The organism is Mesorhizobium sp. CNPSo 4688 (genome assembly GCF_057784295.1).
Map to the genome: position 1 here is coordinate 183,959 of NZ_JBWLUY010000012.1, position 25,781 is coordinate 209,739.

Here is a 25,781-nt window from a genome sequence, read left to right on the forward strand (position 1 = left end):
AAGCCCTTCGAGCAATTGAAACACCATGGCGGATGATAAACTTCCCCGCGATCCCCTGAAGCGCGAAGCAGCGATCGCCGCTTCGCGCCCGGAGGCACCGGCGCGGCCATTCATCCATCTGCGCGTGCATTCGGCCTATTCGCTGCTCGAAGGAGCCTTGCAGGTCGGCGCCGTTGTCGGTCATGCCGTCAAGGACGAGTGCCCGGCCATCGCCGTCACCGACACCAACAATCTGTTCGGTGCACTGGAATTCGCTCAGAAGGCGGTGAAGGAAGGCATCCAGCCGATCATCGGCTGCCAGATCGATCTCGCCTTTTCCGGCGAGACCAGCGACGCGCAGCGCGACCGCCGCCGCCATGGGCCGGAGATGCATGCCGTGGTGCTGCTCGCCGCCACCGAGGCCGGCTATGGCAATCTGGTCAGGCTGGTCAGTCAGGTCTATCTGGAGACGCCGCCGGGCGAGGCCGTGCATCTGACGTCAGCAATGCTTGAGGGCCATAGCGATGGCCTGATCTGCCTCAGCGGCGGCCCGCGCGGTCCGATAGGTCGGGCCCTGAAGGAGGACCGCCGCGATCTCGCCGAAGCGCGGCTGCTGGCGCTCAAGGCGCTGTTTGGCGACCGGCTCTATGTCGAACTGGATCGGGTTTCCGGCTATGACCGCGCGATCGAGAAATCGACGGTCGATCTTGCCTATGTCCATGACCTGCCGCTGGTCGCCACCAATGAGGCGTTCTTCTCTGCCCGCGACGACTATGACGCACACGACGCGCTGATCGCGATTGCCGAGGGTTCGGTCGTCGCCGCCGACAACCGCCGCCGCCTGACAGCGGACAATTTCCTGCGCAGCCAGGCCGACATGGCAAGGTTGTTCGCCGACCTGCCGGAAGCCATCGATAACACTGTCGAGATCGCGCTGCGCTGCTCCTATTATCCCAAAACCCGCAACCCGATCCTGCCGCGTTTTACCGGGGGCGATGTCGCCGACAATGAGGTGGCGCTGAAGGCCGAGGCCGACGAGCTGCGCCGCCAGGCCTATGAAGGGCTCGATGCACGGCTGGCGGCGCATGGACCCACTGCCGGCTATACCGCCGAGCAGTATCGCGAGCGGCTCGATTTCGAGCTTTCCATCATCGAGAAGATGAAATTCCCCGGCTACTTCCTGATCGTTGCCGACTTTATCAAATGGGCGAAGTCGCAAGGCATTCCGGTTGGGCCGGGCCGCGGTTCGGGCGCCGGATCGCTGGTTGCCTATTCGACGACCATCACCGACATCGACCCGCTGCGCTTCTCGCTTCTGTTCGAGCGCTTCCTCAACCCGGACCGCGTGTCGATGCCCGACTTCGACATCGACTTCTGTCAGGACCGGCGCGAAGAGGTCATCCGCTACGTCCAGCAGAAATACGGCCGCGATCAGGTCGGGCAGATCATCACCTTCGGTACGCTGCAGGCCCGTGCGGTGCTGCGCGACGTTGGCCGCGTGCTGCAGATGCCCTACGGCCAGGTCGACAAGCTGTCCAAGATGGTGCCGCAAAACCCGGCCAATCCGGTAAAGCTGGCGGATGCCATCGCCAACGAGCCGCGCTTTGCCGAGGAGGCCGAGAAGGAGCCGATCGTGCAGACGCTGCTCGATATGGCGCAGAAACTGGAAGGCCTCTACCGCCACGCCTCGACGCATGCCGCCGGCATCGTCATCGGCGACCGGCCTTTGTCGGAACTGGTGCCGATGTACCGCGATCCGCGCTCGGACATGCCGGTCACCCAGTTCAACATGAAATATGTCGAGCAGGCCGGGCTGGTGAAGTTCGACTTCCTCGGCCTGAAGACGCTGACGGTGCTGGAGACGGCGGTGAAGCTGATCCGCCGCCGCGGCATCGAGATCGACCTGGCGACGATCCCGCTCGACGATCCCGACACCTACGCCATGCTGTCGCGCGGCGAAGTGGTCGGTGTGTTCCAGGTGGAAAGTGCCGGCATGCGCAAGGCGCTGATCGGCATGCGGCCCGACTGCATCGAGGACATCATCGCGCTGGTGGCGCTCTACCGTCCCGGCCCGATGGAGAACATCCCGACCTACAATGCCAGAAAACATGGCGAGGAGGAGATGGCCTCTATCCATCCCAAGATCGACCATCTGGTGAAGGAGACGCAAGGCGTCATCGTCTACCAGGAACAGGTGATGCAGATCGCGCAGGAGCTGTCGGGCTATTCGCTCGGCGAAGCCGACCTTCTGCGCCGCGCCATGGGCAAGAAGATCCGCGCCGAGATGGACAAGCAGCGCGAGCGCTTCGTCTCGGGCGCCGTCGAGCGTGGCGTCGGCAAGCCGCAGGCCGACTTCATCTTCGACCTTTTGGCCAAGTTCGCCGACTACGGCTTCAACAAATCGCACGCTGCCGCCTACGCCGTCGTGTCCTACCAGACCGCCTATCTCAAGGCGCACTACCCGGTCGAATTCCTGGCGGCGTCGATGACGCTCGATATGGGTAACACCGACAAGCTCGCCGATTTCCGCCAGGATGCGCTGCGCCTAGGCATCGAGGTGGTGGCGCCGTCGGTGATGACCAGCTTCCGCAATTTCGAAGTCGGCGAGAACCGCATCTATTATTCGCTTGCGGCGCTGAAGGGCGTTGGCGATGCGGCGGTCGAGCATATCGTCGCGATGCGCGGCGAAAAGCCGTTCAAGAACCTCGCCGATTTCTGCGAACGGGTCGACCCGAAGATCGTTGGCAAGCGCGTCTTCGAAAGCCTGATCATGGCCGGCGCGCTCGATTGTTTCGGCCATGACCGCGCCCAGATGATGGCCGGCGTCGAACGGATGATGGGGCTGGCCTCGCTGGCGCAGCAGAACGCGATTTCGGGCCAGCACGACATTTTCGGCGCTTCTCTTGGCGCGCAGCAGCAGGCGCTCAATTTGCCGCCGACCGATCCATGGCTTGCAGCGGACCGGCTGCACCGCGAATTCCAGGTGGTCGGCTTTTATCTCTCGGCGCATCCGCTAGACGAGTACAAGGCGGCGCTGCAGAAAATGCGGGTGCAGAACTGGGGCGAGTTCTCGGCCGCGGTCAAACGCGGTGCCGCTGCCGGGCGGCTCGCCGGCACAGTCACCACCAAGCAGGAGCGCAAGACGCGCACCGGCAACAAGATGGGCGTCATCGCCTTTTCCGACACGTCGGGCCAGTATGAGGCCGTGCTGTTTTCCGAGGGGCTGGCGCAATATCGCGATCTGCTCGAGCCGGGCCGCTCGGTGGTGATCACCGTTTCGGCCGAGGACCGGCCGGAAGGCGTCAATCTGCGCATCCAGACGGTGCAGTCGCTGGAGGATGAGGCAAGCCGCATCCAAAAGGCGCTGCGCATTTTCGTGCGAAATGACGGGCCTGCATCGGCGATTCAATCGCAGCTTACCCAGCGTGGGGAAAGTCAGGTAAGCATTATCGTCATCAAAGAAGAGGCGCAGGGCGAGGTCGAGATCGAACTGCCCAACCGCTACCGCATCTCGCCGCAGATCGCCTCTGCGATGCGGGCTGTGCCGGGTGTGGTGGAAGTCGAACTCGTCTAGGCTGCGCTGATATTCAGGCGATGCCGACGGCAATCACATGGACGTCGGCCAGCGCATCGCTGCGTAACATAGTTGTGGGCCTGGCATTGCGGCCGATAGGGCCAGCATGCCCCGCATGGTTGAAGTGAAGCTCCTTTGAACCACATGCGTTGAGTACGAACTTCAAAGGAACGCACAATCATGCCCAGCCGCGAACGCGTCGAAGCCTTCCTCAAGGAGGTGGTCAAAGGCAGCCATGTCAAGGCGATCGCCGACTTCTACCATGACGATGCAACCATGCAGGAGAATCTCGGCGTCCCGCGGCGCGGCAAGGAAATGCTGATGGCGCGCGAGCAATCGGTTTTGGACCAACTCCAGAAGATGCACACGCATCCCGTCCAGACTTTCCTGGTCGACGGTGACAACGTCGCCATCCGCTGGACATTCGACAAGACCGACAAGGATGGTGTCGTCCAGCGGCTGGAAGAGGTGGCGCTGCAGCAGTGGCGCGGTGATCGGATCGCCAAGGAGCAGTTCTTCTACGATACGGCGACCGCCTGGGGCGTTGTCGGGCCCGATGGCACGGTGCAACGCTGACGACGTCCCCGGCCCCTGGACGGCTTGCGCGCCGGACGTTACGCAATCCGCCACTTGCTCAACATACCTGATGAGGGGAACTGACGGGTGGATCGCTACGACGCCGCCACTTCGGCCGGTTTTGGCGCCTTGCGCTGCAGGTTGAGCAGGTTGCCCATCAGGATCAGCAGGGCGCCGCCGGCGGTAAAAATGTCGATCTGCTCGCTGTAGAGCAGCCAGCCGACCAGCGCCGACAGCGGCACGCGCAGGAAGTCCATCGGCGAGATGATCGTGGCGTCGGCATAGACGAGCGCGCGGGCCAGGCAGAAATGCGATGACATGCCGGTGAAGGCGATGACGAAAATCCACGGCCAGAGCGCCAGCGAGGGATTGCGCCACTCAGAGAGGGCCGGCACGAGGCCGACCGCCGACTGGATGACCAGCATCCAGAAGATGATGCGCACGACACTGTCGGTGCGCGTCAGCGATTTGACCAGCACCAGCGAAATGCCGAAGCAGACCGCGGCGCCGAGAACCACGAGGTGGCCCGGATCGATGGAGCCGACGCCAGGGCGCACAATCACCACCACGCCGACCAGGCCGAGCACGATCGCCGCCAGCCTTGGCCGCGACAGTTTCTCGCCAAGGAAGCTGACGGCCAGGATGGCGGTCCAGATCGGCGTGGTGAATTCGATCGAGATCAGCACCGCAAGCGGGATGAGCGTCAGCGCATAGAGCCAGGCCGCCTGGCCGGTATAGTGGATGACGTTGCGGGCGATATGGGCCATTGGGCGCTGCGTGCGCATCGCGGCGAAACCGCCGCTCATCATCACCAGCGGCAACAGGATGAAAAAGCCGATCACCGAGCGCAGTTCCAGCACCTGGAAGACGTTGAGCTCTGCGGTCGTGGCGCGGCCGGCGACCGACATCGCCAGGAATGACGTGATCGACAGCGCCATCCAGAAGGCGGCCTTGGGGATCGAGGGAGCAGGGGCCATGCGCGCTATGTCGCAAGCCGGCAGGCGCGCCGCAACCGTTAGTCGAAGCATTCGACTGGGCCAGCGGGGCGGTGCAGAGACGGTTGTAAAAAAACCGTCACGTCGAAGGCGGAACCTGCCGATGGCGCTCGTTTCGAGTCTAGCGTCGGCTAACTCCCGGGGGAGTCGCCACCTTTGTGATCGCGAGAGGGGATTCTGGATGAAATCAGTCGCCGGGTTGCTGATTGCCGCCTGCCTGTTGTCAACGACGGCGGCACATGCCGACGAAGCGAGCTCTCTGCGCTTGTTGCAAGGAACATTTGCCGGCAAAGGAACTGTCAGAATCAGGACGAATTCGCCGGTCATGAACATTTCCTGTACCTTCACGTCGGATACGACGGATACGTCGCTGGCGCTGGACGGCACCTGCCGCGCCATGATGATCATGACGCGTGAAATCCGCGCCGACCTGACGACCAGCGGAGCGACCTACAGCGGCACCTATGTCGGTTCGAAAAGCGGACCGGCGGCGCTAAGCGGCAGCCGCACCGGCGATGCGATCAACCTCGACATCCGCTGGGCGAAGATCGTCAACGGCGATCGCGATGCCCAGATGATCGTGGAAAAGATCGGCGCCGACGCCATGCGCCTGACCGTGACCGACGTCGATCCCAAGACCGGCAACACGGTGGTGACAAGCAGGATCGATCTCAACCGAAGCTGAAACCTCCACTCGTGCCGTGCTGGGCGATACATCGACGGGCCAGCCGCGCTTGCAGAACAGTCACATTGGAAGGAACCTGACGCCGCGGCAGGCGTTGACTCCCGGTATTTGCCAAGTTCCTGGGCGTACCGTTTTTCAACGGGGGAGAGGTTCCGATGAAATCATTGGCGCGACTTCTGCTAGCCGGCTGCCTCATGACTGCAAGCGGCGCAGCCCATGCCGACGAGGCGAATTTTCTGAGTTCCTTGCAAGGGAATTTCTCCGGCAAGGGCACAGTCAAGGTCACCACCGACGCACCGACGGTGAATGTGTCCTGCACCTTCAATTCCGACGCGACGTCGACCTCATTGTCGCTTGACGGCAACTGCCGTGGTCTTGTCGTGGTGACGCGCGCGATCAGCGCGGATTTGAAGGCCAGCGGGGCGAAGTACACCGGCGTCTATGTCGGATCGCGTACCGGGCCGGCACAGCTCGCCGGCAGCCGCTCGGGCAACGCGATCAATCTTGGCATTCGCTGGGCGACGGAGGTCAATGGCGACCGCAAGGCGCGATTGACTGTCGAGAAAACCAGCGGCGACGGAATGCGGTTGACCGTTACCGACGTCGATCCGAAAACCGGCAAGAGCGTGGTGACGAGCCGCATCGATCTGCAGCGCATCTGACCGAGAGCGTCAATCCTCGATCGGCTCCGGTGGGTTGGCGTTGCGACCCTTGCCGAAGGTGTAGCCGGTTTCCACCGCCTTCTTGCCGAACTTGTCGCGCAGCGTGTCGATGGCGCTTTCGGCCATGGCTCGCTTGCGCGAGCCGACATCGACGAGATCGGGCGGATCGGCCTTCCCGTCATCCGAGAGATCGCTGATGCCGATGCCGAGCAGTCGGTATTTCGTTCCGTCCGCCTCCTTGCGCAACAGGTCGAGCCCGGTCTGGAAAATGCGGTCGGCCAGCCTTGTCGGGTCGCCGAGCTGGCGGTTGCGGGTGCGCAGCTTGAAATCCTGCGTCTTCAGCTTCAGCACCACGGTGCGCCCGGCAATGCCTGACTTTTTCAGCCGCGCCGAAACCTTTTCAGACAGTCCTCGCAGCACCGGAACCAGCTCGTCCATTTCAGCTATATCAGTGTCGAAAGTGGTTTCGGCCGAGACGCTTTTTGCATCCTGATCGGGGTCGACACGGCGGTCATCCTGGCCGCGCGACAGATGGTAGAGCCGGGTGCCCATCACACCATAGCGGCGCATCAGATCGGCGCGCTCCATGCGCTGCAGCTGGGCGATGGTGCGGATGCCGTCGCGTTCCAGCGTTGCGGCAAGAGCCTTGCCGACGCCCCAGATCAGCGTCACCGGCTGCTCGGCCAAGAAACCCAACGCCTCGGCCTCGCCGATCACAGAAAATCCGCGCGGCTTGCGGAAATCGGAGGCGACCTTGGCCAGGAACTTGCAGTAGGAGAGGCCGGCCGAAACGGTGATGCCGATTTCCTTTTCGACGGTCAGTGCAAAGCGCGCCAGCACCACTGCCGGCGGCATGCCGTGCAGACGCTCGGTGCCGGCGAGGTCGAGAAACGCCTCGTCGATCGAGAGCGGCTCGACCAGCGGCGTCAGCGCCTGCATCAGCGCGCGCACTTCGCGGCCGACGCGGACATATTTTTCCATATTGGGCGGGATGACGACCGCCTCCGGACAGGCCTCGAGCGCCTTGAACATCGGCATTGCCGAGCGCACGCCCTTGATGCGGGCGATGTAGCAGGCGGTGGAGACGACGCCGCGCTTGCCGCCACCGATGATCAGCGGCTTGTCCTTCAGCGCCGGGTTGTCGCGCTTTTCGATCGCCGCATAGAAGGCATCGCAATCGACATGGGCAAGATGCAGCCGGTAGAGTTCCGGATGACGGGCGAGCCGGGGACTGCCGCAGCGCTCGCAGCGTCTGACATCGCTGCGCTGTAGGGTCAGGCAGTCGCGGCAAAAACCGTGCTCGGGATTGTTGACAGGGGCCGCCATCGCTGCGAACATAAAGAGAACAAATGCAATGGTACGTCAGGACGGAAGCCGCCACAAGCGGTTAGCCGGGAGAGAACTCATGAGCACGACCATAGCGCCGCTCAAGCCCGACCTATGCGGATTTCGAGGGCCTTTTCGGCAAGCAGGGCGCCTGCTATGGCTGCTGGTGCACCTATTTCAGACAGGCGCCGGCGGCGCGGCGCGCCAGCGACAAGCAGCGCAACAAGGATCTTATCAAGGCGCGCATCGAGGCCGGGCCGCCGCCGGGGCTTTTGGCTTTCGAGGACGGCGTCGCGGTCGGCTGGATGCAGATCGGCCCGCGCGCCGACGTTCCCGAATGGAACAATCGGGGCAGGGGTTCGGCGCCGGTCGATCCGTCCGACGCCACCGATCCCGGCGTGTGGGCGATCTCCTGCTTCTTCATCCGCGCCAGTGCGCGCGGCAGGGGCATCAGTCATCGCCTGGTCGAGGGCGGCATCGCCTTTGCCCGCCAGAACAAAGCGCGGCTGGTCGAGGCCTGTCCGATCGATGTGTCGCGCGATTCGCGTTCGATCGGGCTGTTCGTCGGCTCGTCGCGTGTGTTTGAAAAGGCCGGCTTCGAGCGGCTTGTCGAACGCAAGGCCGGCCGGCCGCTGATGCGGCTGGTGCTGTAGCCAGCAATGCATGGGGTTTGTCTTGCAGCTGTGATTGTATTTCCCTACCAGTGGTCACAGCTGCAATAGAGTGGAGGATCGATATGAAGCGCGTTTTGCCATTTGTTTTGCTTCTTGCCTGCAGCGCACCGGCGTTTTGCCAGACGGTCGACAGCGAGGGCGCCAAGCAACTTACCGATGAGCTTTCCCGCTATGTCGGAAAACAGGCGCTCAATGAAGGTATTTTGAAGGTCTCTGCCGAAGGGAGTACCTACAAGATCACTTTCGATATGAAGGCGCTTGCGGCGAAAATGCCGAAGCAGGACCTGGTGAAGTTCGATTTCCCGCCCGTCACGTTGCTGGTCAAACCCCGCGGCGACGGAGGCTGGGATGTCTCCTCGGACTTCTCTACAACCGGGTCGTTCGAGGTAAATGGCCCGGATGGGCCGAACAGCGCGCAAATCGCTGTCAAGGATGGCAAGTTCACGGGCGTGTATGACCCGGAACTGGCGGCATTCGTCGACGGCGCCGGTTCCATAGCGAGCATGACGATGACGTCGCGCCAGCCCAGGCAATTGACAGATTTGAGCGTTGGGCCGGGTTCTTCCAAGTTTACCGCCAGCAAATCTGCCAATGGCGGCGTCGACCTTAACGTGACACAGGCGATGGCAGACTTCGTCGAAACGGTCAAAATCGACGACCGGGCAGTCGCAGCGCTCAAGGCACCCGAACTCGCTGTGAACGCGACTGCCAAAGCCATTCGGACCAAGCCGCTTCTCGACCTTTTGGCATTCGCCGTCGCCCATGAAGACGAAGCACGGCTCAAAGCCGATCAAGCAGAACTCAAAACGCTTCTGCTCGGAGCGTTGCCGCTATGGGAACGGATCGACGGGACCTACACATTCAAGAAACTCGCCATTGAAACATATGTCGGCAATTTCGGTGCGGCGCAGTTGGACACCGCAGTCGGCATGGACGGCATCGCCAAGGACGGCAAGATCAATTACGCCATCAAGGCCTCCGGCCTGACGGTGCCGCAGCAGGTGTTGCCCGGCTGGAGCGTCGCATTGCTGCCAACGGATATCGACCTGAACTTCGGCGGCGCCAACATCGATCTCGACAGCATGGCCAAGAAAACCATCGAAACGCTTGATTTCAGCAAGGATCCGCCGCTGCCGGCAGATTTCGGCGACGAGATCTCCGCCGATTTCCTGGCCAAGACACCAAAATTCGTTCTCGGCCACAGCACGGTCGGGAACGACAGTATCGTGATCGCGATGGAAGGCGAGATGACCTTCCCCGGCGAGAAGCCCGACGCCAACGTGACCATCGACGTCACCGGCTACGACAAGATCGTGGCGAGCCTGCAGGAGGCGGCGAAGACGGACCCACAGGCCTCGCAGGCTTTTACCGGCGCGTTGGCCATCAAGGGATTCGCCAAGACGCTGCCGGACGGCCGTATCGAATGGGTGATCAACGCCAGGCACGATGGGTCGGTGACGGTCAACGGCGCCATGCTGAAGGGCCCCGATCCGGCCGTGGAAGACGGCGCCGGTCAGGGTGCGAGCCCTGGCGAGGGCAATAGTGGCGGTGCAGGGGCGAAGCTGCAGCCCTGACCATCAGGCTTGCAAGAGTTTGGGCTTAGAGCCCGAGCGCGCTGGCGATCTTCGGCGCGGCGTCGCGCCAGTCCTCGACCGAGACGATGTCGTCCGGCACCGGCGGCAGGTAGGCGCGCAGCGAATTGTCAGCCATCAGATGGAACAGGTGCGCATCCGCGACGGAATTGCGCGCTGAGATGAGGTTGGACGGCTGATCGTCGACAAAGGCCACGGGCCGCCCTTTGCTGCCGCGCAATTTCGCCACCGCCGGTCCCTTGGCCATTTCGGTGGTCAAAAGCGGGTAGGGCAGCCCGAGCGCATCGAGATGGGCGCGGCGCGCCGCGCGATGGCTGTGCGGCATGGCGGTCAAAAGGACGATTTCGGCACGGTCGCCGAGACTGGCAAGCGCTTGTTCAGCGCCGTCGGTGACGCTCTGCCAGTCAGCCTGCGCGTCGAAGAAATCGCCAAGCAGTGCCGTCACCTCCGGCTGTTCGATCAGCCGGCCGCTCGCCGTTTCGGCGATGTTGCCGGTGAGGCGGAAGGAGGCCAGCGTGAGCCCAAAGCCGCGCGATTTTAGGAAATGCGGAAACGGCCGGATGAATTCGAGCACGACATCATCGACGTCGAGGATCAGCAGAGGCCGGTCGTCGGCTGCAAGTTCGGCGATCTGGCGTGCCGTCTCGGGATCGTCGCTCATATCGAATGCTCATGGTCATCGCCGCCAAGCGGCAGCGCGCGCAACGCCTTGCCGACGGCAGCCGGCGGGGTGCCGGTTTCCTCGGCAAAGCGCAGCAAGGTCGGCTCGTGGGCTAGGATGAACTGCAGGACGCCGGCAAGGAATCCTGGTTCGGCTGCGGCGCGCCGGATAGCAGACGCCTCGATGCCGGTGATCGCCAGGAAGCGCGGCAGGAGTTCGGGGTCCGCGGCGACGAAGCCCAATGCCTTCACGGCAATGGTTTCCGCCTCCTCGCGCATTGACGCTGCGTTTGCCATCATTACCTTCTGGTTTGCGGAAATGAGTCTCTTTTCCGCAGTAATGGCAAGCGTCGCTTGCGGCAAGCCACCGCCCCAATCCAATGTGGTTTTCGAGGTGGAATCCGAAGGGCTTTTACAGCTGCGGGTTTCCGTTTCGTCAATCATATTGTCGTAGAGTGAAGGAGGGTTTGGTGTGCTCCGACAAGGGCGCATGACGGCGGGCTTCAGCCAGAAGCCCGGCCGGGACGGGAAATCGATGCCTAAGAAGGTGATGATCGTCGAGGACAATGAGCTCAATATGAAGCTCTTTCGGGACCTCATCGAAGCCAGCGGTTACGAGACGGTGCGCACGCGCAACGGCCTCGAGGCGCTCGATCTGGCGCGCCAGCACCGGCCAGACCTGATCCTGATGGATATCCAGCTGCCGGAAGTGTCAGGCCTGGAAGTGACGAAATGGCTGAAGGAGGATGACGACCTCCGTTCCATTCCGGTGATTGCCGTCACCGCCTTCGCCATGAAGGGCGACGAGGAACGTATTCGCCAAGGGGGCTGCGAGGCCTACATCTCCAAGCCGATCTCGGTGCCGCGTTTCATCGAAACCATCAAATCCTATCTGGGTGATGCCTGATGCCAGCACCCATTCCAGCCGGAGCCTTGTGAAATGACTGCGCGGATTCTCGTCGTCGACGACATCCCTGCCAATGTGCGGCTACTGGAGGTTCGGCTGCTGGCCGAATATTTCGAGGTGCTGACCGCCTCCAACGGGCTGGATGCGATCGAGACCTGCGAGAACGGCAAGGTCGATGTCGTGCTGCTGGACGTGATGATGCCCGACATGGACGGGTTCGAGGTCTGCAAGCGGCTGAAGAGCGATCCGGCGACGTCGCATATACCGGTGGTCATGATCACCGCGCTCGACCAGGTTTCGGACCGGGTGCGCGGCCTCGAGGCCGGCGCCGACGATTTCCTGACCAAGCCGGTCAATGATTTGCAGCTGATGACGCGCGTGAAGAGCCTGGTCAGGTTGAAGTCGCTGACCGACGAGCTGCGTCTGCGCGCCTCGACCACCCGCAACATCGGCATCGAGGCGCTGTTGAGCCGCAGCTTCACGTCCGACGACGCGACGCCAAAGGTTCTGTTGATCGACGAGCGCAAATCCTCCTTCGAGCGCATCCAGAAAATGCTGCGGGGCAGCGCCGAGCTCGACATTGCCACCGACCCGCATGCCGGTTTCTTCCAGGCTGCCGAGGCGCCGTATGAGTGCGTGCTGATCTCGACCGGTTTTGCCGATTTCGATCCGCTGCGGCTATGCTCGCAATTGCGTTCGCTCGATCGCACCCGCTTCCTGCCGATCATCCTGCTTGCCGAGGAAGGCGAGGAGGGCCGCATCATCCGCGGCCTCGAACTCGGCATCAACGACTATCTGATGCGGCCGATCGACCAGCAGGAGCTGATGGCGCGGCTGCGCACGCAGGTGCGCCGCAAGCGCTACAACGACCAACTCCGCGCCAGCGTCACCCAGACCATCGAGATGGCGGTGACCGACGGGCTGACCGGGCTGCACAACCGGCGCTATCTCGACAGCCATCTGCAGACGCTGTTCGACCGCGCCGTGGCTCGGCGGCGGCCTCTGTCGGTGATGATCACCGATCTCGACCGCTTCAAGACCGTCAACGACGCGCATGGCCATGATGGCGGCGACGACGTGCTGCGTGAATTCGCCCGGCGGCTGCGCAAGAATGTCAGGGGCATCGATCTTGCCTGCCGCTTCGGCGGCGAGGAATTCGTCGTTGTGATGCCGGATACGGACGCAGCGGTGGCGGAAAAGGTTGCGGAGCGCATTCGCGCCGAAATCGCCCAGTTGCCGTTTGCCATCGGTCAAGAAGGCAAGATGATCGAGGTCACGGTCAGCGTCGGCGTGTCGTCGGTTCTGAACGGCGCGGACACGGTCGCGGCGCTGATGAAGCGCGCCGATGTGGCGCTCTACGAGGCCAAAAGCGGCGGCCGCAACCGCGTTGTCGCCAAGGCGGCGTAGGCTGGACCGCCGATTATGCTGTCAACCGGACAGGGTTAGGAATTTACCTTAATCCAAGCGATTCGGGAGGCTTGGTTAAGAAACTATTGATTTTCCAGCGTTGTTGCGCAAATGTGCGGTGCAAGAACAAAGGCGATGCGGGCGCGAGGGTAGACAGCCGCATCGATCCGAAGATACCCCATGATGCTCAGGTCCGCCGCATCTCCTGGGTCCGTGGGGTCGGCCGGCCGGCGCTGGCACATAGTGGCCTCCTCGTACCGCTGCCATACGCCGACCGGCCCCCTTTTTTGCCAAAAATTACTTGAACCCTCCGCGTCAGGCTGCCGAGGTTTCTGGCTTTTCTGAGCCTACAAAACAAAAACGCCGCCCCAAGGGACGGCGTTTTAAAGACGTGTGGAAAACCAGATTACTTGATCTTGGTTTCCTTGAACTCGACATGCTTCTTGGCGACCGGATCGTACTTGCGGAAGGACAGCTTGTCCGTCTTGGTACGGCTGTTCTTGCTGGTCACGTAGAAGAAACCGGTGTCGGCGGTCGACAGAAGCTTGATCTTGATGTTTGCGGCTTTGGCCATTGTATCAGTCCGTTATGTTCGTGGGGTTTTGGCCGCTGGAGCGGGGGAAAACACCCGGACGCGGGAAACTTGGCGCGACACATAAAGAACGTGCCCGGAAAGTCAAGCCCGGCGCACTCTCAGTGATCCACGCAAGCCGGCCTTCGGCCTGAAATCACGCGCTTTGCGCTATCGGCGCTGCCGCTTTCTTCCAGTCGCCGGTCGTGTTCCACCAGCGATTCGGATTGGCGCGGTCGTCCAGGCCCTTGGACCGACTTGCGAGGATGGGCTGGATGCGGATCACCGGCTCCTGATAGGAATGCGCCTGGAAAATCGCCTCGACGACGCGGGCGGCGAGCGGCTGGTCATCGGGCAGTTCGAACGAGACCTCGACCGTGCCGGGGCGGCGGCGCAATTCGGTCTCGGCGCCGGCGGCAGCACCTTCAAGTGGCCTGTAGCGTTCGATGCCGTGCGCTGTTTGATAGGCGTTGCGATCGTATTTGCCCATGGCGAGCGGGGCGATCGCGACCACGGCGTCCATGATGCGGTCGACATCGGCTGCCGGGGCCTGGAAGCTGACAAGCAGCAGAAGCGTCATGCGTAACGATGTGGTTTCAAAGCCGCTGTCGATCATGGCAGTATCCTCAAACTTGGGTGTTTTGGGACACCCTTTTAGCTGAGGCCTCCTGACACGGTTCTGTCAGCAGCCGTGTCTGTGCGTTGTGAAAAGGGGCTTGCTGCGGCCGGCTACAACAGGAGCTTGCGTATCAGCCTGACGCTAACCAAGGCGATGTAGGCACCGAAGAACAGGCCGAGCGACCAGCCGAACCCGGACGGGCCGAACGCGTCCATGCCGATGCCGATGGCCTGCGGGCCGAGCACCATGCCGACACCGTAGCAGAGCACGAAGGCGGCGTTGGCCGAGGCCAGTTCATGTCCGGAAAGCTGGGAGCCGAGATGGGCAAGGCCGATCGTGTACATGGCGGCCACCACACCGCCCCAGACGAACAGAAGCGCCGCCATCAGGTGCCAATTCTGCGCGAAGAACGGCATGAAGATGGTGCCGGCAAGCCCGACCGCGGCGCAAGCCAAAAGCAGATAGCGGCGGTCGCTGACGCGGTCGCTGATCATGCCGATCGGAATCTGCAGCAACACGTTGCCGAGACCGATCATGGTCAGGAGAAGGGCTGCATCCGCTTCGGAATAGCCGATGCGGCTGCCATAGACCGGGAACAGCGCAAAGCCGCCGGTCTCGACGGCGCCGAACACGAGCACGGCGGCAGTCGCCGTGGGTACCAGCCAGATGTAGCGCAGGAAGTGGCTGGTCTCGCCGTCAATTACAATGGTGGGGCTCTCGTTGCGCGCTGCCAGCACCGGTATCGCGGCCAGCGCCACCAGGACGATGATGACCCCGAACGGCCTGAAGCCGGTGCTGCCGATATGAGCGAAGATCCACGGCCCGGCGGCAAAGCCGAGCGACAGCACGGTGGCGTAGATGCCGAGCACCAGGCCACGCCGGCGCGGCGGCGCCGATGTGCTGATCCAGAATTCCGACAGGATGAACAGCACCGTGAGCGCGATGTGCAGGACGATGCGCAGCGGGAACCACATCCAGAAGTCCGGGGCGAAATGAAAACCGACAAAGGCCAGCGCGCCGGCGACGATCATGGCAACCATCGTCCAGGCGACGCCGAAGCGCATCGCCAGCGGTGTGGCCAGCGGGGCGCCGGCGATCGAGGCGAGGCCGGCGACCGCCGTGTTGAGGCCGATCATCGAAGCCGAATGGCCGCGTGTCTCCAGAATGACGCTGAGCAGCGGCATGCCGAGGCCGATGGCGATGCCGACGACGCTGATGGACGAGATCGCAGCCACCATCGGTAGCCAGTGTACGCGTTCGTCGCCCTCTTGCTGGGTATCGACCGTCATGGGATGCCTAATTACTCGATGCTAGAGAATTTCGGGGCTAAAGAATTTCGCGAACGAAGCGGTTGCGGACAAGCCGGTAGAACGGCGCGGAGCCACCGGGGCGCAGTCGCGGATCGTCGGCAAGTCGCTTTTCCAGCTCCTGCAGGATCGTCCGGGTTATGTCGGGGATATCGGCCTCTCTCGCCTTGGCCAGCGGCAACCAGACCAGTTCTTCCAGCTCATTGGTCGGACCGCCACCCGGCAGCTCGACGGCGACATCGCTACGCCAGGCGCTGAAGAACCTTGTGTCGAAACGACGCACCCGATTGGGTGGGGTAATGGCGCGGGCTATGAAGCGAAGCGGTGCCAACGAAGGCTGGACGCCGTGCTCGACAAAGCCCTGCCAGTCGCGCATGTCCGTTGCGAAGGCGGCCTTGCGGCCGATGAGCAGGCCGGCTTCCTCATAGGTCTCGCGGATGGCCGAGAGCGCGATGGCGCGGGCCCGCGACGAGCTGATGCGGCCTACGCCGGCGGTCAGCTTGGCTTCTTCCTCGGGATGAAGCGCTGTGGCAACGGCAATGCGGCTGTCGGCCGGATCGGTGCGGCCGCCGGGAAAGACGAATTTGCCGGGCATGAAAGCGTGGCCGGCATGGCGCCGGCCCATCAGCACCAGCACCTCGTCACCCTGGCGTTTCAGCAGGATCAAGGTTGCGGCGTCGCGGGGACGCATCGGCTGGCCGCCATGGGCGATCGTGCCCCGCTCCATCCTGTCGACTTCCGCCTTGGTCATACCTTCCATGGCGCAGGACCTAGCGGAAACTTCTGGCAAACGAAAGTGGCCTTTCACGGTCGGCATGTTGCGCCAGGCGACATTGCCCGATGCGGGTCAGGTTCCGGGACGTGACTCGGTCCCGTCCTTTTCGCCGCCGAAGCCGTGCATATAGAGCGCCCATTGCAGTCCGATGACGGCGCCCTTGACCGGTTGCAGCAGAGCGACCGACAGCACGATGGTCAGCGGCACCCAGATGGCGATGTGCTGCCACATGGAGAGCGTCGAGGTCGCCTCGACAGCCATGAAGGCGCCGAGAACGATGTGGCCGACAATGACGATGACGAGATAGGCGGGTAGGTCGTCGGCGCGGTGGTGGTAAAGCTCCTCGCCGCAGACGTTGCATTTATCGACGCTCTTGGTGAAGCCGGCAAACAGTTTGCCTTCGCCGCAATGCGGGCAGCGACCAAGCGCGCCACGCTTCATCGCCGTCCATAGCGGGCGGGCGACCCGGCCCGAATGATGTTCACCGCCGAAAACCTGTTCCTGGATCCCCAGTTCGCTTGCCATCCCTAGTTCTTTCGGCATTTACCGCCTCCTGCCGCGCGGCCCCGGGCGCGATTGTGACGCGCGGGCGCGGCCTTTTGCCTTGTGAAAAGACCTCTTGGAGCCGGGCAGGGGCTTCGGGTCGGTCAGCATTTCGAACCGCATCGCGCCAGCCATCGGCGCCACCTCGATCAGGCGAACCTCGACGCGGTCGGCAAGCTGATAACCCTTGCCGGTGCGTTCTCCGAACAGCGATCGCGCGGTTTCGTCGTATATATAGTAATCGCCGTTCAGACTTGACACCGGGATGAAACCATCCGCGCCAAACTGCGGCAATTGGACAAACAGTCCCGCCTTGGTGACGCCGGAGATGCGCGCGTCAAACCGGTCATCGATGCGCTCGGCGAGATAGGCAGCGATCAGCCGGTCGACCGTGTCGCGCTCCGCCGCCATGGCGCGACGCTCGGTGCCGGAGATCAGCACCGCCACGTCTTCCAGCCGCGCGCCCTCATCCTGCGTCAAGCCGCCCGGGCCAAGCCCGAGTGCGGCAATCAGTCCGCGATGCACGATCAGATCGGCATAGCGGCGGATCGGCGAGGTGAAATGCGCGTAGCGCTTCAGGTTGAGACCGAAATGGCCGATGTTCTTGGGCGAGTATTCGGCCTGGCTCTGCGAGCGCAGCACCACTTCGTTGACCAGCCCTTCATTGTCGGCGCCACGCACGCGCTCGAGGATGCCGTTGAACTGGTTCGGCCGCATCTGCGCGCCGCGCGCCAGTGACAGGCCGAGCGTCTGGAGAAATTCGCGCAGCGATTCCTGCTTGGCCAGCGACGGCGCATCGTGGACACGGTAGACCAGCGCCTGTTTCTTCGCTTCAAGCGCCTCGGCAGCGGCGACATTGGCCTGGATCATGAATTCTTCGATCAGCTTGTGGGCGTCGAGCCGTTCCGGGACGATGACGCGGTCGACGGTGCCGTCCGGCTTCAGCATGATCTTGCGCTCCGGCAATTCGAGCTCCAGCGGCTGGCGGCCGTCACGGCCGCGCTTGAGGATGGCGTAGGCGTCCCACAGCGGCTTCAGCACGGTGTCGAGGATCGGGCCGGTTTTCTCGTCCGGCACACCGTCTATCGCCGCCTGGGCCTGCGGGTAGGCGAGCTTGGCCGCCGATTTCATCATGACGCGGTGGAAAGAGTGGCGCAGCTTGCGGCCGTCGGCGGAGAAGGTCATGCGCACCGCAAGCGCCGGCCGGTCCTGGCCTTCGCGCAGCGAACAGAGGTCGTTGGAGATGCGCTCGGGCAGCATCGGCACGACGCGGTCGGGGAAATAGACCGAATTGCCGCGCTTCAAGGCCTCTCGGTCGAGAGCGGTGCCATAGCGGACATAGGCCGCCACATCGGCGATCGCCACGGTGGCAATCACGCCGCCCGGGTTCTTCTCGTCGAGGTCCGGCGTGGCGAACACCGCATCGTCATGGTCCTTGGCGTCGGCTGGGTCGATGGTGACCAGCGGCAGGTCGCGCCAGTCCTCGCGGTGAGCAAGCGTCGCCGGCTTGACCGCTTCGGATTCGGCGATGACGTCGGCCGGGAAAATATGCGGGATGTCATGCGCATGGATGGCGATCATCGAGACCGCCTTTTCGCTGGTCAGCGAGCCCAGCACCGCCAGCACTTTTGCGCGCGGCAAACCATAACGGGAGGCCCGGGCCGGCTCGACCTCGACCAGGTCGCCGTTTTTGGCGCCGTTCTGGAATTCCTTGTCGACGATCAGCTCGGGCTGGCGCCGTTCCACCGGCTCGATGCGGAAAGTTCCGTCCTTAAGGATGCGGAACACGCCGAGCACGGCATCGGTCCGCTTCTCGAAAATCTTCATCACGCGGCCGGTATAGGCGGGGCCGGTCGGCTCATCGGTCGGGAAGGTTTTGGCCAGCACGCGGTCGCCAATTCCCGGCGCCGGGCCGTTGCCGCCGCGCGAGACGCGGATCGAGACGACGGGCGGTTCGCCCGGGCCTACGGCCTCGGCCGGATGCGCCAGCAAGATGCCGTCGCCGTCGCGGCCAAAAATGTCGAGTATGGCGACATGCGGCAGGGCGCCGACACGGGCCAGCCTTTTGCGCTCCTTGGTCAGCACGCCTTCGTCCTGCAGGTCGCGCAGAATGTCCTTCAGCCAGATGCGGTCGTCGCCGCGCAGCGCGAACGCCTTGGCGATGTCGCGTTTTCCCGCGCGGTCGGGGTTTTCGGCGATGTAGCGCAGGATTTCGTCACGCGAGGGCCGGTAGTCGTCCTTGACCTTGGCCCTGGTGTCGGCGGTGCGCGGATCGCCGTGGCTTCTACCGGTGATCCTGCGCGCCACGCTGCTATCCCTTTTTCTTCGCCGCCGGCTTCTTGGTTGCCGACTTCTTTGCTGTGGTTTTCTTGGCTGCAGGCGCCTTGGCCGCTGCCGCCTTGCGGAATGGCTTCTTGCCGCCGCCGCCCTTGGCTTCCTTCTCGGCAATCAGCGCCAGCGCGTCCTCGACCGTCACTGACTGCGGATCCTTGCCCTTGGGCAGGGTCGCATTGACCTTGCCGTAATTGACGTAAGGTCCGTATTTGCCGTCGCGCACGACGATCTTGCCGCCGCCGTCGGGATGGTCGCCGAGTTCCTTGAGTGCTGCGGCAGTGCCGCCATTGCGGCCGCCCTTGCCCTTCAGCTGTTTCTCGGCGATGACCGAAACGGCGCGGTTGAGGCCGATCGAGAAGACGTCCTCGATGCTGTCTACATTGGCATAGGTGCCGTCATGCAGCACGAACGGACCGTAGCGGCCGAGCCCGGCCGAGATCATCTTGCCCGACTCCGGATGCTTGCCGACATCGCGCGGCAGCGACAGCAAAGCGAGCGCCTTTTCATGGTCGATTGTATCCGGCGTCCAGCCCTTGGGCAGGCTGGAGCGCTTGGCTTCCTTGCCGTCGCCGCGCTGAATGTAGGGGCCGAAGCGGCCTGAGCGCAGCGTGATTTCCTCAGCGGTGTAGGGGTCCTTGCCCAGCACCTTGGTGCCCTCCTCGCCGCCGCCATTCTCGCCATTGGGGTTGGCAGCGTCGCCCAGCTGGCGGGTGAACGAACACTCCGGATAGTTCGAGCAGCCGACAAAGGCGCCGAACTTGCCGAGCTTCAGCGACAGATTGCCGGTTCCGCATTTCGGGCAGATGCGCGGGTTCGAGCCATCCTCGCGCGCGGGAAACACCAGCGGCGCCAATTCCTCGTTCAGCGCATCGAGCACGTCGGTGACGCGCAGTTCCTTGATGTCGGCGACGGCGCCGGAGAAATCCTTCCAGAAGTCGCGCAGCACATCCTTCCAGGCGAGCTTGCCGTCGGAAATCTCGTCGAGTTTCTCCTCGAGCGAGGCCGTGAAGTCGTATTCGACATAGCGCTCGAAGAAGCTTTCGAGGAAGGCCGACAACAGCCGGCCCTTGGCCTGCGGCACCAGCCGGCGCTTGTCGATGGTGACGTAGTCGCGGTCTTCCAGCGTCTTCAGGATCGCGGTGTAGGTCGACGGCCTGCCGATGCCGAGCTCTTCCAGTTTCTTGATCAGCGAGGCCTCGGAATAGCGCGGCGGCGGCTCGGTGGTGTGCTGGGTGGCGTTGATGGCCTGGCGAGCGAGCTGCTCGCCGGCGCGAATCTCGGGCAGGCGGCGGTTTTCCTCGTCCTCCGCGTCGTCGTCCTTCTGGTCGGTGTAGGCGGCAATGAAGCCGTCGAAGCGGACGACCGAACCGACGGCGCGAAGCTCCGCCGTGCGCGCGCCGTTGACCGCCTCGATTTCGACCGTGGTGCGCTCGATCTCGGCCGACTGCATCTGGCTGGCGATGGCGCGCTTCCAGATCAGCTCGTAAAGTCGCAGCTGGTCGGAATCGAGATACTGCCTGACCGAAGCCGGGGTGCGCATGAAATCGGTCGGGCGGATCGCCTCGTGCGCTTCCTGGGCGTTCTTGGCCTTGGTCGTGTACTGACGCGGCTTTTCCGGCAGATATTTGGGGCCGAATTCCTTGGCGATGGCGTCACGGGCGGCGTCGATCGCCTCGGGCGCCATCTGCACGCCGTCGGTTCGCATATAGGTGATCAGGCCGGTGGTCTCGCCGCCGATCTCCATGCCTTCATAGAGGCGCTGCGCCACCTGCATGGTGCGCGTGGCCGAAAAGCCGAGGCCAGAGGATGCCGCCTGCTGCAGCGTCGAGGTGGTGAAGGGCGGGCCGGGATTGCGCCGGGTCGGCTTGGCTTCCACCGACAGCGCCTTGAAGGTTGCGCCCTCGAGCATGCCCTTGATGTCGTCGGCCTGCGCCTTGTTGGCGATATCGAGCTTCTGCAGCTTCTTGCGCTCGAAAGCGGTCAGCCGCGCCTCGAAAGTCTCATTGCGCGGCGTGCCCAGCAGAGCGGCGATCTGCCAGTATTCCTCGCGGATGAAGCGCTCGATTTCGGATTCGCGGTCGCAGACGAGGCGCAGTGCCACCGACTGGACGCGGCCGGCCGAACGGGCACCCGGCAATTTGCGCCACAACACCGGCGACAGCGTGAAGCCGACGAGATAGTCGAGCGCACGGCGGGCGAGATAGGCATCGACCAGCGGCGCATCGATCTGGCGCGGATTGGCCATCGCTTCCAGCACCGAGGATTTGGTGATGGCATTAAAGACGACGCGGCTGACCGGCTTGTCCTTCAGCGCGCGCTTCTGCTTCAGCACTTCCAGTACGTGCCAGGAAATCGCTTCACCCTCGCGATCCGGGTCGGTGGCGAGGATCAGGCCATCGGCGTCCTTGACCGCCTTGGCGATGTCGGCGAGGCGCTTGCCCGACGCGGTGTCGACCGCCCAGGACATGGCGAAATCCTCGTCCGGACGCACCGAGCCATCCTTGGCCGGCAGATCGCGGACATGGCCGAACGAGGCCAGAACCTTATAGTTCTTGCCGAGGTATTTGTTGATTGTCTTTGCCTTGGCCGGCGATTCGACGACGACGACGTCCATGAGTTCTCATATCAGCTGTGGTGCGGCAGAAGGATTCCGCTGCGCGCGACGAAATCTCGTTCTATTTGTCGCTCACATGGCCGCGCTTTTGCATCCGGTCAAGGGGAGGCGGCCAAATTGCCGGCATGTCCGCAGCAATACACTCTAAGAGTGTATGGAGAAAATCACAGAATTCGAGGACGCGCGGTTTGAGCGCCAAGTCTTGAGGAACGACTCGAGATTGCGCGCTTGTCGGTCCTTGCGAGGTGCCGCAAAAACGAAACTGGCCGCCGGGTCGCTTGGAGCCGGCGACCAGCTGAGTCCCGCCGGTCAGGCGGGGTAGAGGTCGAACGATCAGTCGGCCTTGACGATATGCCAGACTTCACCGACGCCGTCGCCGGTCATGTCGCCGGCCTTCTTGTCCTTGATGAAGGTGTAGACCGGCTTGCCGTCATAGGCCCACATCTTGGTGCCGTCGGTGCGGTCGACGATGGTCCATTCGTCGTCCGCCTTGGCGCCCTCTTCGGCCTTCAGCGGCGGCCAGTTGGTGGCGCATTTGTCGTAGCAGTTGGACTTGCCCTTCTCGTCCTTGTCGTAGGTATAGAGCGTCATGCCGTTGGCATCGGTGTAGATCTTGGTGCCGTTGACTTCGGCTTCCTTCCACGCTTCGGCGGCGAAGGATGCGGCGGTGCTGAGCAAAAGCGCGGCCAGGCCAACAGTGATCGTTTTCATGGAAATCTCCCTGGGTATCCGAAGAAGCGCGCAGAAATCGCGGCTTCGCTCTATGAACGCTTGGCGAGGAGCGTTTCTTCCCTGGCTTGGTCATCTGACGATGGGCCGGTAACAATTCCTCCGGCCGAACCGTACCTGTAGCCAAATGCCACACGATGGTGATTGGCGAACGATGTTTTGCGTCGCTATATCGGCGCCAGCGAATTTGGAGTTTCGGGATGGCATTGGATATCGGCTATGTCAGCGCGGTCGGGGCGGGGGCGATCTCGTTCCTGTCGCCCTGCGTGCTGCCGCTGGTGCCGCCCTATCTCTGCTACATGGCCGGCGTCTCCGTCGACGACTTTCGCGGCGATGCGGGCGTGACGGCTCGGGAAGGCACGCGTGGCGCGCTGCTCTATTCATCGGTCGCCTTCGTGCTCGGCTTCTCGACCGTGTTCGTGGCGCTCGGTGCCGGCGCTTCGACCATCGGCCATTGGCTACGGGTCTGGCAGGAGCCGCTGGCGATGGCGGCCGGTGTGCTCATCATCCTGATGGGCCTGAATTTCCTCGGCATCCTGCGCATTCCGCTGCTGTCGCGCGAGGCGCGCTTCCAGTCGCAAGGCAAGCCGGCAAATGCCCTTGCCGCCTATGTCATGGGACTGGCCTTCGCCTTCGGCTGGACGCCCTGCATCGGGCCGGTTCTGGGACCGATCCTGACGCTGGCCGGCGGCCGTGAAACCGTGGGCGAGGGCGCGCTGCTGCTCGCCGCCTATTCGCTTGGCCTCGGCATCCCGTTCCTGATCGCGGCGCTGTTCTCCGGCGCCTTCATGCGCTTCCTCGGCAAATTCCGCGTCCATCTCGGCCGTGTCGAAAAGGCGATCGGCGCACTGCTGGTCGTCGCCGGCGTGCTTTTCCTCACCGGCGGCGTGCAGACGGTGTCTTACTGGCTGCTGGAGAATTTCCCGGTGCTGGGGCGGCTGGGGTAGGTCGCCTGCCAAACTGCACCGCAAACCCGCTGATTAAGAGTCAGCTGCTCTATGGTCTCACCGGAATTTAACCGCATTGGTGCAACATGGCGCCAGATGCTACCACTCTGCGATTCCTGATCCCATTTCATACGGTTGTCTTTCCATGAGCCAGAGATCCTGCCTGTCCGTCATCCTCGCCGCCGGCGAAGGCACGCGCATGAAGAGCGCGCTGCCGAAGGTGCTGCACCAGATCGCCGGGCTTCCGATGGTCGCGCATGTGGTGAAGGCGGCGGAAGCCGCCGGTGCTGCCAGCCAGGCTCTGGTGATCGGGCATGGCGCCGACGAGATGCGCAAGGCTGCGACGAAATTCGCGCCCAAAGCCGAGACGTTCGTGCAGGAAAAGCGGCTCGGCACAGCCCATGCCGTGCTGGCCGCTCGCGAAGCGATATCAAAGGGTTATGACGACATCCTCATCATGTTTGGCGACACACCGCTGATCGACGCCGAGGCGCTCACCAATGCGCGGCAGAAGCTGGCCGACGGGGCTGCCGTCGTGGTCGTCGGCTTTCGTCCGCCCAATCCGACCGGCTATGGCCGGCTGATTGAAAAGGCTGGCAAGCTCACCGCCATCCGCGAGGAAAAGGATTGTTCCGCGGAGGAGAAAAAGATCGGCTTCTGCAATGCAGGCATGATGGCGGTGGCGGGCAAGCATGCGCTCGATCTGCTCGACCAGGTCGGCAGCAAAAACGCCAAAGGCGAGTATTATCTCACCGACATCGTCGAGATCGCCAGCGCCGAAGGCCTCGATGTCGTCGCCACCGAAGCCAGCTTCGAGAGCGCGCTCGGCATCAACAATCGGGCCGAGCTCGCCGAAGCGGAAGCCATCTGGCAGACGCGCAAGCGGCGCGAGGCGATGCTGTCGGGCGTGACGCTGATCGCGCCGGAAAGCGTGTATTTCTCGCATGATACCGAAATCGGCGCTGATACCATCGTCGAGCCCAATGTCTGGTTCGGCCCGGGCGTGAAGATCGCCACGGGCGCCAAGATCCACGCTTTCAGCCACATCGAAGGCGCCACCGTAGCCTCCAATTGCGATGTCGGGCCGTTCGCGCGGCTCAGGCCCGGCGCCGATCTCCGGCAGAAAGCCAAGGTCGGCAATTTCTGCGAGGTCAAGCAGGCGGTTGTCGAGGAAGGCGCCAAGGTCAACCACCTGACCTATATCGGCGATGCTCGTGTGGGTGCGGGCGCCAATATCGGCGCAGGCACCATCACCTGCAACTATGACGGCTACTCGAAATTCTTCACCGATATCGGCGAGGGCGCCTTTATCGGCTCGAATTCGTCGCTGGTGGCGCCGGTGACCATCGGCAAGGGCGGCTACATCGCCTCGGGCAGCGTCATCACCCAAAGCGTGCCCGACGATGCGCTGGCCTTCGGCCGCGCCCGCCAGAAGACCATCCCCGGCAAGGGCAAGGAATTGCGCGAGCGCTTTGCCTCAGCGGCGGCGGCGAAAAAGAAAGCCGGCGCCGACCACTAGCGGTCAGTCGGTAGCAGCCTTGCCGAAGCTGGCCGTCACCTCGATCCGGCCGACGATCGCCTTGTTGAAATCAGCGAGGTCTTCGGCAGGGATCCAGTATTCCAGATGTGCCCTGCTGCCGGCATGTTCGACATGATAGCGGTCGAGAAAGCTTTTCAGCACGTCGAAGCGGGTGACGAAGCCGGAGCCGCTGGCCGGTACGTTCCAGTCGCGGGCAATCTGCGTAGCATAGGCTTCGGTCAAAACCGGATAGAAAATCGGCTGATCGGGCAGGCGCGGCGGGAATCCCCGCATCCCTGACGCCTTGATCAGTTCCAGCCTTCGGTCCGACAGGACGCCAGAGTGTGACGGTGGCTTGGCTCATCGTGGCCGGACCTTAGCCAGATATTGCGAAAACGAGAACCGGACGCCTGAAAAATCGAGCAATTGCAGTAACCGGATTGCAAGAGCGGCCTGTCATGGTGCATCGGGTTGACAAGCGCTCCGTTACACCAGACGAAACGCAAAGTGACTTTCGCGGCAGGCCGGCAATCCCTAGATAGCGCTGGTTTTCCATCGGGAATCGGGGGCAGGCGCATGTGCGGTATCGTTGGGATTGTCGGCCAGCACCAGGTCGCGCCGCTCATTGTCGACGCGCTGAAACGGCTGGAATACCGCGGCTATGACTCGGCCGGCGTCGCCACCGTCGAGAAAGGCGCGCTCGGCCGCCGCCGCGCCGAAGGCAAGCTGATCAACCTCGAACGCCGGCTGAAAGACGAGCCGCTCGATGGCACGATCGGCATCGGC

General features: G+C 63.2%; 22 protein-coding genes and 2 pseudogenes. 11 read left to right on the forward strand and 13 right to left on the reverse strand.

The genetic code is table 11. From position 1 onward, the window contains the following. Positions 1 to 25 precede the first annotated feature (25 nt). Positions 26 to 3,553: a DNA polymerase III subunit alpha gene (dnaE, locus tag AC04SH_RS23700; RefSeq protein WP_488576880.1), complete on the forward strand. Its 3,528-nt coding sequence runs from the start codon at positions 26 to 28 to the stop codon at positions 3,551 to 3,553. A 180-nt stretch (positions 3,554 to 3,733) separates the two neighbouring features. Continuing rightward, positions 3,734 to 4,129: a nuclear transport factor 2 family protein gene (locus AC04SH_RS23705; RefSeq protein WP_477238438.1), complete on the forward strand. Its 396-nt coding sequence runs from the start codon at positions 3,734 to 3,736 to the stop codon at positions 4,127 to 4,129. A 95-nt stretch (positions 4,130 to 4,224) separates the two neighbouring features. On the opposite strand, the gene AC04SH_RS23710 is transcribed toward AC04SH_RS23705, so the two are convergent. Continuing rightward, the gene (locus AC04SH_RS23710; protein WP_488576881.1) at positions 4,225 to 5,106 is read right to left on the reverse strand and encodes a DMT family transporter; all 882 of its coding nucleotides are present in this window, start codon (positions 5,104 to 5,106) and stop codon (positions 4,225 to 4,227) included. 199 nt (positions 5,107 to 5,305) lie between these two features. Here AC04SH_RS23710 and AC04SH_RS23715 point away from each other — a divergent pair, with 199 nt between their 5' ends. Both AC04SH_RS23715 and AC04SH_RS23720 read left to right on the forward strand, forming a co-directional pair. Beyond that, entirely contained in the window at positions 5,306 to 5,809 is a 504-nt protein-coding gene (locus tag AC04SH_RS23715) for a hypothetical protein (RefSeq protein ID WP_488576882.1), read from the forward strand. A gap of 155 nt (positions 5,810 to 5,964) precedes the next feature. Further along, positions 5,965 to 6,471, forward strand: a complete 507-nt coding sequence (locus AC04SH_RS23720; RefSeq protein ID WP_488576883.1) for a hypothetical protein — start codon at positions 5,965 to 5,967, stop codon at positions 6,469 to 6,471. 9 nt (positions 6,472 to 6,480) lie between these two features. Here AC04SH_RS23720 and AC04SH_RS23725 read toward each other — a convergent pair whose 3' ends face one another. Then, on the reverse strand, positions 6,481 to 7,809 hold the full coding sequence (locus AC04SH_RS23725; RefSeq protein ID WP_488576884.1) for a DNA polymerase IV: 1,329 nt from the start codon (positions 7,807 to 7,809) through the stop codon (positions 6,481 to 6,483). Positions 7,810 to 7,876: 67 nt separating this feature from the next. Here AC04SH_RS23725 and AC04SH_RS23730 point away from each other — a divergent pair. Together AC04SH_RS23730 and AC04SH_RS23735 are read left to right on the forward strand one after the other, a co-directional pair. Further along, positions 7,877 to 8,450: pseudogene (locus tag AC04SH_RS23730) on the forward strand (GNAT family N-acetyltransferase). 83 nt (positions 8,451 to 8,533) lie between these two features. After that, positions 8,534 to 10,045, forward strand: a complete 1,512-nt coding sequence (locus AC04SH_RS23735) for a hypothetical protein (protein ID WP_488576885.1) — start codon at positions 8,534 to 8,536, stop codon at positions 10,043 to 10,045. A 25-nt stretch (positions 10,046 to 10,070) separates the two neighbouring features. Here the strand turns inward: AC04SH_RS23735 and AC04SH_RS23740 are convergent, their stop codons facing one another. Both AC04SH_RS23740 and AC04SH_RS23745 read right to left on the reverse strand, forming a co-directional pair. Beyond that, positions 10,071 to 10,724: a hypothetical protein gene (locus tag AC04SH_RS23740; protein ID WP_488576886.1), complete on the reverse strand. Its 654-nt coding sequence runs from the start codon at positions 10,722 to 10,724 to the stop codon at positions 10,071 to 10,073. Next, entirely contained in the window at positions 10,721 to 11,020 is a 300-nt protein-coding gene (locus AC04SH_RS23745) for a DUF3572 domain-containing protein (RefSeq protein ID WP_192258736.1), read from the reverse strand. The genes AC04SH_RS23740 and AC04SH_RS23745 overlap by 4 nt, the downstream gene beginning before the upstream one ends. Positions 11,021 to 11,258: 238 nt before the next feature. Between AC04SH_RS23745 and AC04SH_RS23750 the strand changes: the two genes are divergently transcribed. Together AC04SH_RS23750 and AC04SH_RS23755 are read left to right on the forward strand one after the other, a co-directional pair. Then, positions 11,259 to 11,630, forward strand: a complete 372-nt coding sequence (locus AC04SH_RS23750; RefSeq protein WP_142864985.1) for a response regulator — start codon at positions 11,259 to 11,261, stop codon at positions 11,628 to 11,630. A 33-nt stretch (positions 11,631 to 11,663) separates the two neighbouring features. Beyond that, positions 11,664 to 13,037, forward strand: coding sequence for a PleD family two-component system response regulator (locus tag AC04SH_RS23755; RefSeq protein WP_488576887.1), 1,374 nt, complete (start codon positions 11,664 to 11,666; stop codon positions 13,035 to 13,037). 406 nt (positions 13,038 to 13,443) lie between these two features. Here the strand turns inward: AC04SH_RS23755 and rpmG are convergent, their stop codons facing one another. From rpmG to AC04SH_RS23795, 8 genes are all read right to left on the reverse strand, one after another. After that, positions 13,444 to 13,611, reverse strand: a complete 168-nt coding sequence (rpmG, locus tag AC04SH_RS23760) for a 50S ribosomal protein L33 (protein WP_006201775.1) — start codon at positions 13,609 to 13,611, stop codon at positions 13,444 to 13,446. Positions 13,612 to 13,765: 154 nt separating this feature from the next. Continuing rightward, positions 13,766 to 14,224 (reverse strand): YqfO family protein, encoded by a 459-nt coding sequence (locus AC04SH_RS23765; protein ID WP_488576888.1) that lies wholly within the window; start codon positions 14,222 to 14,224, stop codon positions 13,766 to 13,768. 113 nt (positions 14,225 to 14,337) lie between these two features. Then, positions 14,338 to 15,516, reverse strand: a complete 1,179-nt coding sequence (locus AC04SH_RS23770; RefSeq protein ID WP_488576889.1) for an MFS transporter — start codon at positions 15,514 to 15,516, stop codon at positions 14,338 to 14,340. A 37-nt stretch (positions 15,517 to 15,553) separates the two neighbouring features. Next, positions 15,554 to 16,294: an NUDIX hydrolase gene (locus tag AC04SH_RS23775; protein ID WP_488576890.1), complete on the reverse strand. Its 741-nt coding sequence runs from the start codon at positions 16,292 to 16,294 to the stop codon at positions 15,554 to 15,556. Positions 16,295 to 16,381: 87 nt separating this feature from the next. After that, complete coding sequence (locus AC04SH_RS23780) at positions 16,382 to 16,834, reverse strand: DUF983 domain-containing protein (RefSeq protein ID WP_488576904.1); 453 nt, start codon at positions 16,832 to 16,834, stop codon at positions 16,382 to 16,384. An 18-nt stretch (positions 16,835 to 16,852) separates the two neighbouring features. Beyond that, positions 16,853 to 19,159, reverse strand: a complete 2,307-nt coding sequence (gene rnr / locus AC04SH_RS23785) for a ribonuclease R (protein WP_488576891.1) — start codon at positions 19,157 to 19,159, stop codon at positions 16,853 to 16,855. A 4-nt stretch (positions 19,160 to 19,163) separates the two neighbouring features. Beyond that, positions 19,164 to 21,800: a type I DNA topoisomerase gene (topA, locus tag AC04SH_RS23790; protein ID WP_477238409.1), complete on the reverse strand. Its 2,637-nt coding sequence runs from the start codon at positions 21,798 to 21,800 to the stop codon at positions 19,164 to 19,166. Between the two features lie 333 nt (positions 21,801 to 22,133). Next, entirely contained in the window at positions 22,134 to 22,511 is a 378-nt protein-coding gene (locus AC04SH_RS23795; RefSeq protein WP_488576892.1) for a COG4315 family predicted lipoprotein, read from the reverse strand. Between the two features lie 218 nt (positions 22,512 to 22,729). Between AC04SH_RS23795 and AC04SH_RS23800 the strand changes: the two genes are divergently transcribed. Next, entirely contained in the window at positions 22,730 to 23,476 is a 747-nt protein-coding gene (locus AC04SH_RS23800; RefSeq protein WP_488576893.1) for a cytochrome c biogenesis CcdA family protein, read from the forward strand. Positions 23,477 to 23,621: 145 nt separating this feature from the next. Continuing rightward, positions 23,622 to 24,995 carry a bifunctional UDP-N-acetylglucosamine diphosphorylase/glucosamine-1-phosphate N-acetyltransferase GlmU gene (glmU, locus tag AC04SH_RS23805; protein WP_488576894.1) on the forward strand — a complete coding sequence of 458 codons (1,374 nt, stop codon included), beginning with the start codon at positions 23,622 to 23,624 and terminating at the stop codon, positions 24,993 to 24,995. Between the two features lie 3 nt (positions 24,996 to 24,998). On the opposite strand, the gene AC04SH_RS23810 is transcribed toward glmU, so the two are convergent. Then, positions 24,999 to 25,289: a hypothetical protein gene (locus AC04SH_RS23810; RefSeq protein WP_488576895.1), complete on the reverse strand. Its 291-nt coding sequence runs from the start codon at positions 25,287 to 25,289 to the stop codon at positions 24,999 to 25,001. 282 nt (positions 25,290 to 25,571) lie between these two features. On the opposite strand from AC04SH_RS23810, the pseudogene AC04SH_RS23815 reads away from it, so the two are divergent. Continuing rightward, positions 25,572 to 25,781 (forward strand): annotated as a pseudogene (locus AC04SH_RS23815) (glutamine--fructose-6-phosphate transaminase (isomerizing)); the annotation flags it as partial.

Bases quoted from the DNA above. Each gene is read 5' to 3' on its own strand.
- dnaE (WP_488576880.1), top strand. From the start codon at position 26: ATGGCGGATGATAAACTTCCCCGCGATCCCCTGAAGCGCGAAGCAGCG.
- AC04SH_RS23705 (WP_477238438.1), top strand. From the start codon at position 3,734: ATGCCCAGCCGCGAACGCGTCGAAGCCTTCCTCAAGGAGGTGGTCAAA.
- AC04SH_RS23710 (WP_488576881.1), bottom strand. From the start codon at position 5,106: ATGGCCCCTGCTCCCTCGATCCCCAAGGCCGCCTTCTGGATGGCGCTG.
- AC04SH_RS23715 (WP_488576882.1), top strand. From the start codon at position 5,306: ATGAAATCAGTCGCCGGGTTGCTGATTGCCGCCTGCCTGTTGTCAACG.
- AC04SH_RS23720 (WP_488576883.1), top strand. From the start codon at position 5,965: ATGAAATCATTGGCGCGACTTCTGCTAGCCGGCTGCCTCATGACTGCA.
- AC04SH_RS23725 (WP_488576884.1), bottom strand. From the start codon at position 7,809: ATGTTCGCAGCGATGGCGGCCCCTGTCAACAATCCCGAGCACGGTTTT.
- AC04SH_RS23735 (WP_488576885.1), top strand. From the start codon at position 8,534: ATGAAGCGCGTTTTGCCATTTGTTTTGCTTCTTGCCTGCAGCGCACCG.
- AC04SH_RS23740 (WP_488576886.1), bottom strand. From the start codon at position 10,724: ATGAGCGACGATCCCGAGACGGCACGCCAGATCGCCGAACTTGCAGCC.
- AC04SH_RS23745 (WP_192258736.1), bottom strand. From the start codon at position 11,020: ATGGCAAACGCAGCGTCAATGCGCGAGGAGGCGGAAACCATTGCCGTG.
- AC04SH_RS23750 (WP_142864985.1), top strand. From the start codon at position 11,259: ATGCCTAAGAAGGTGATGATCGTCGAGGACAATGAGCTCAATATGAAG.
- AC04SH_RS23755 (WP_488576887.1), top strand. From the start codon at position 11,664: ATGACTGCGCGGATTCTCGTCGTCGACGACATCCCTGCCAATGTGCGG.
- rpmG (WP_006201775.1), bottom strand. From the start codon at position 13,611: ATGGCCAAAGCCGCAAACATCAAGATCAAGCTTCTGTCGACCGCCGAC.
- AC04SH_RS23765 (WP_488576888.1), bottom strand. From the start codon at position 14,224: ATGATCGACAGCGGCTTTGAAACCACATCGTTACGCATGACGCTTCTG.
- AC04SH_RS23770 (WP_488576889.1), bottom strand. From the start codon at position 15,516: ATGACGGTCGATACCCAGCAAGAGGGCGACGAACGCGTACACTGGCTA.
- AC04SH_RS23775 (WP_488576890.1), bottom strand. From the start codon at position 16,294: ATGGAAGGTATGACCAAGGCGGAAGTCGACAGGATGGAGCGGGGCACG.
- AC04SH_RS23780 (WP_488576904.1), bottom strand. From the start codon at position 16,834: ATGGCAAGCGAACTGGGGATCCAGGAACAGGTTTTCGGCGGTGAACAT.
- topA (WP_477238409.1), bottom strand. From the start codon at position 21,800: ATGGACGTCGTCGTCGTCGAATCGCCGGCCAAGGCAAAGACAATCAAC.
- AC04SH_RS23795 (WP_488576892.1), bottom strand. From the start codon at position 22,511: ATGAAAACGATCACTGTTGGCCTGGCCGCGCTTTTGCTCAGCACCGCC.
- AC04SH_RS23800 (WP_488576893.1), top strand. From the start codon at position 22,730: ATGGCATTGGATATCGGCTATGTCAGCGCGGTCGGGGCGGGGGCGATC.
- glmU (WP_488576894.1), top strand. From the start codon at position 23,622: ATGAGCCAGAGATCCTGCCTGTCCGTCATCCTCGCCGCCGGCGAAGGC.
- AC04SH_RS23810 (WP_488576895.1), bottom strand. From the start codon at position 25,289: ATGCGGGGATTCCCGCCGCGCCTGCCCGATCAGCCGATTTTCTATCCG.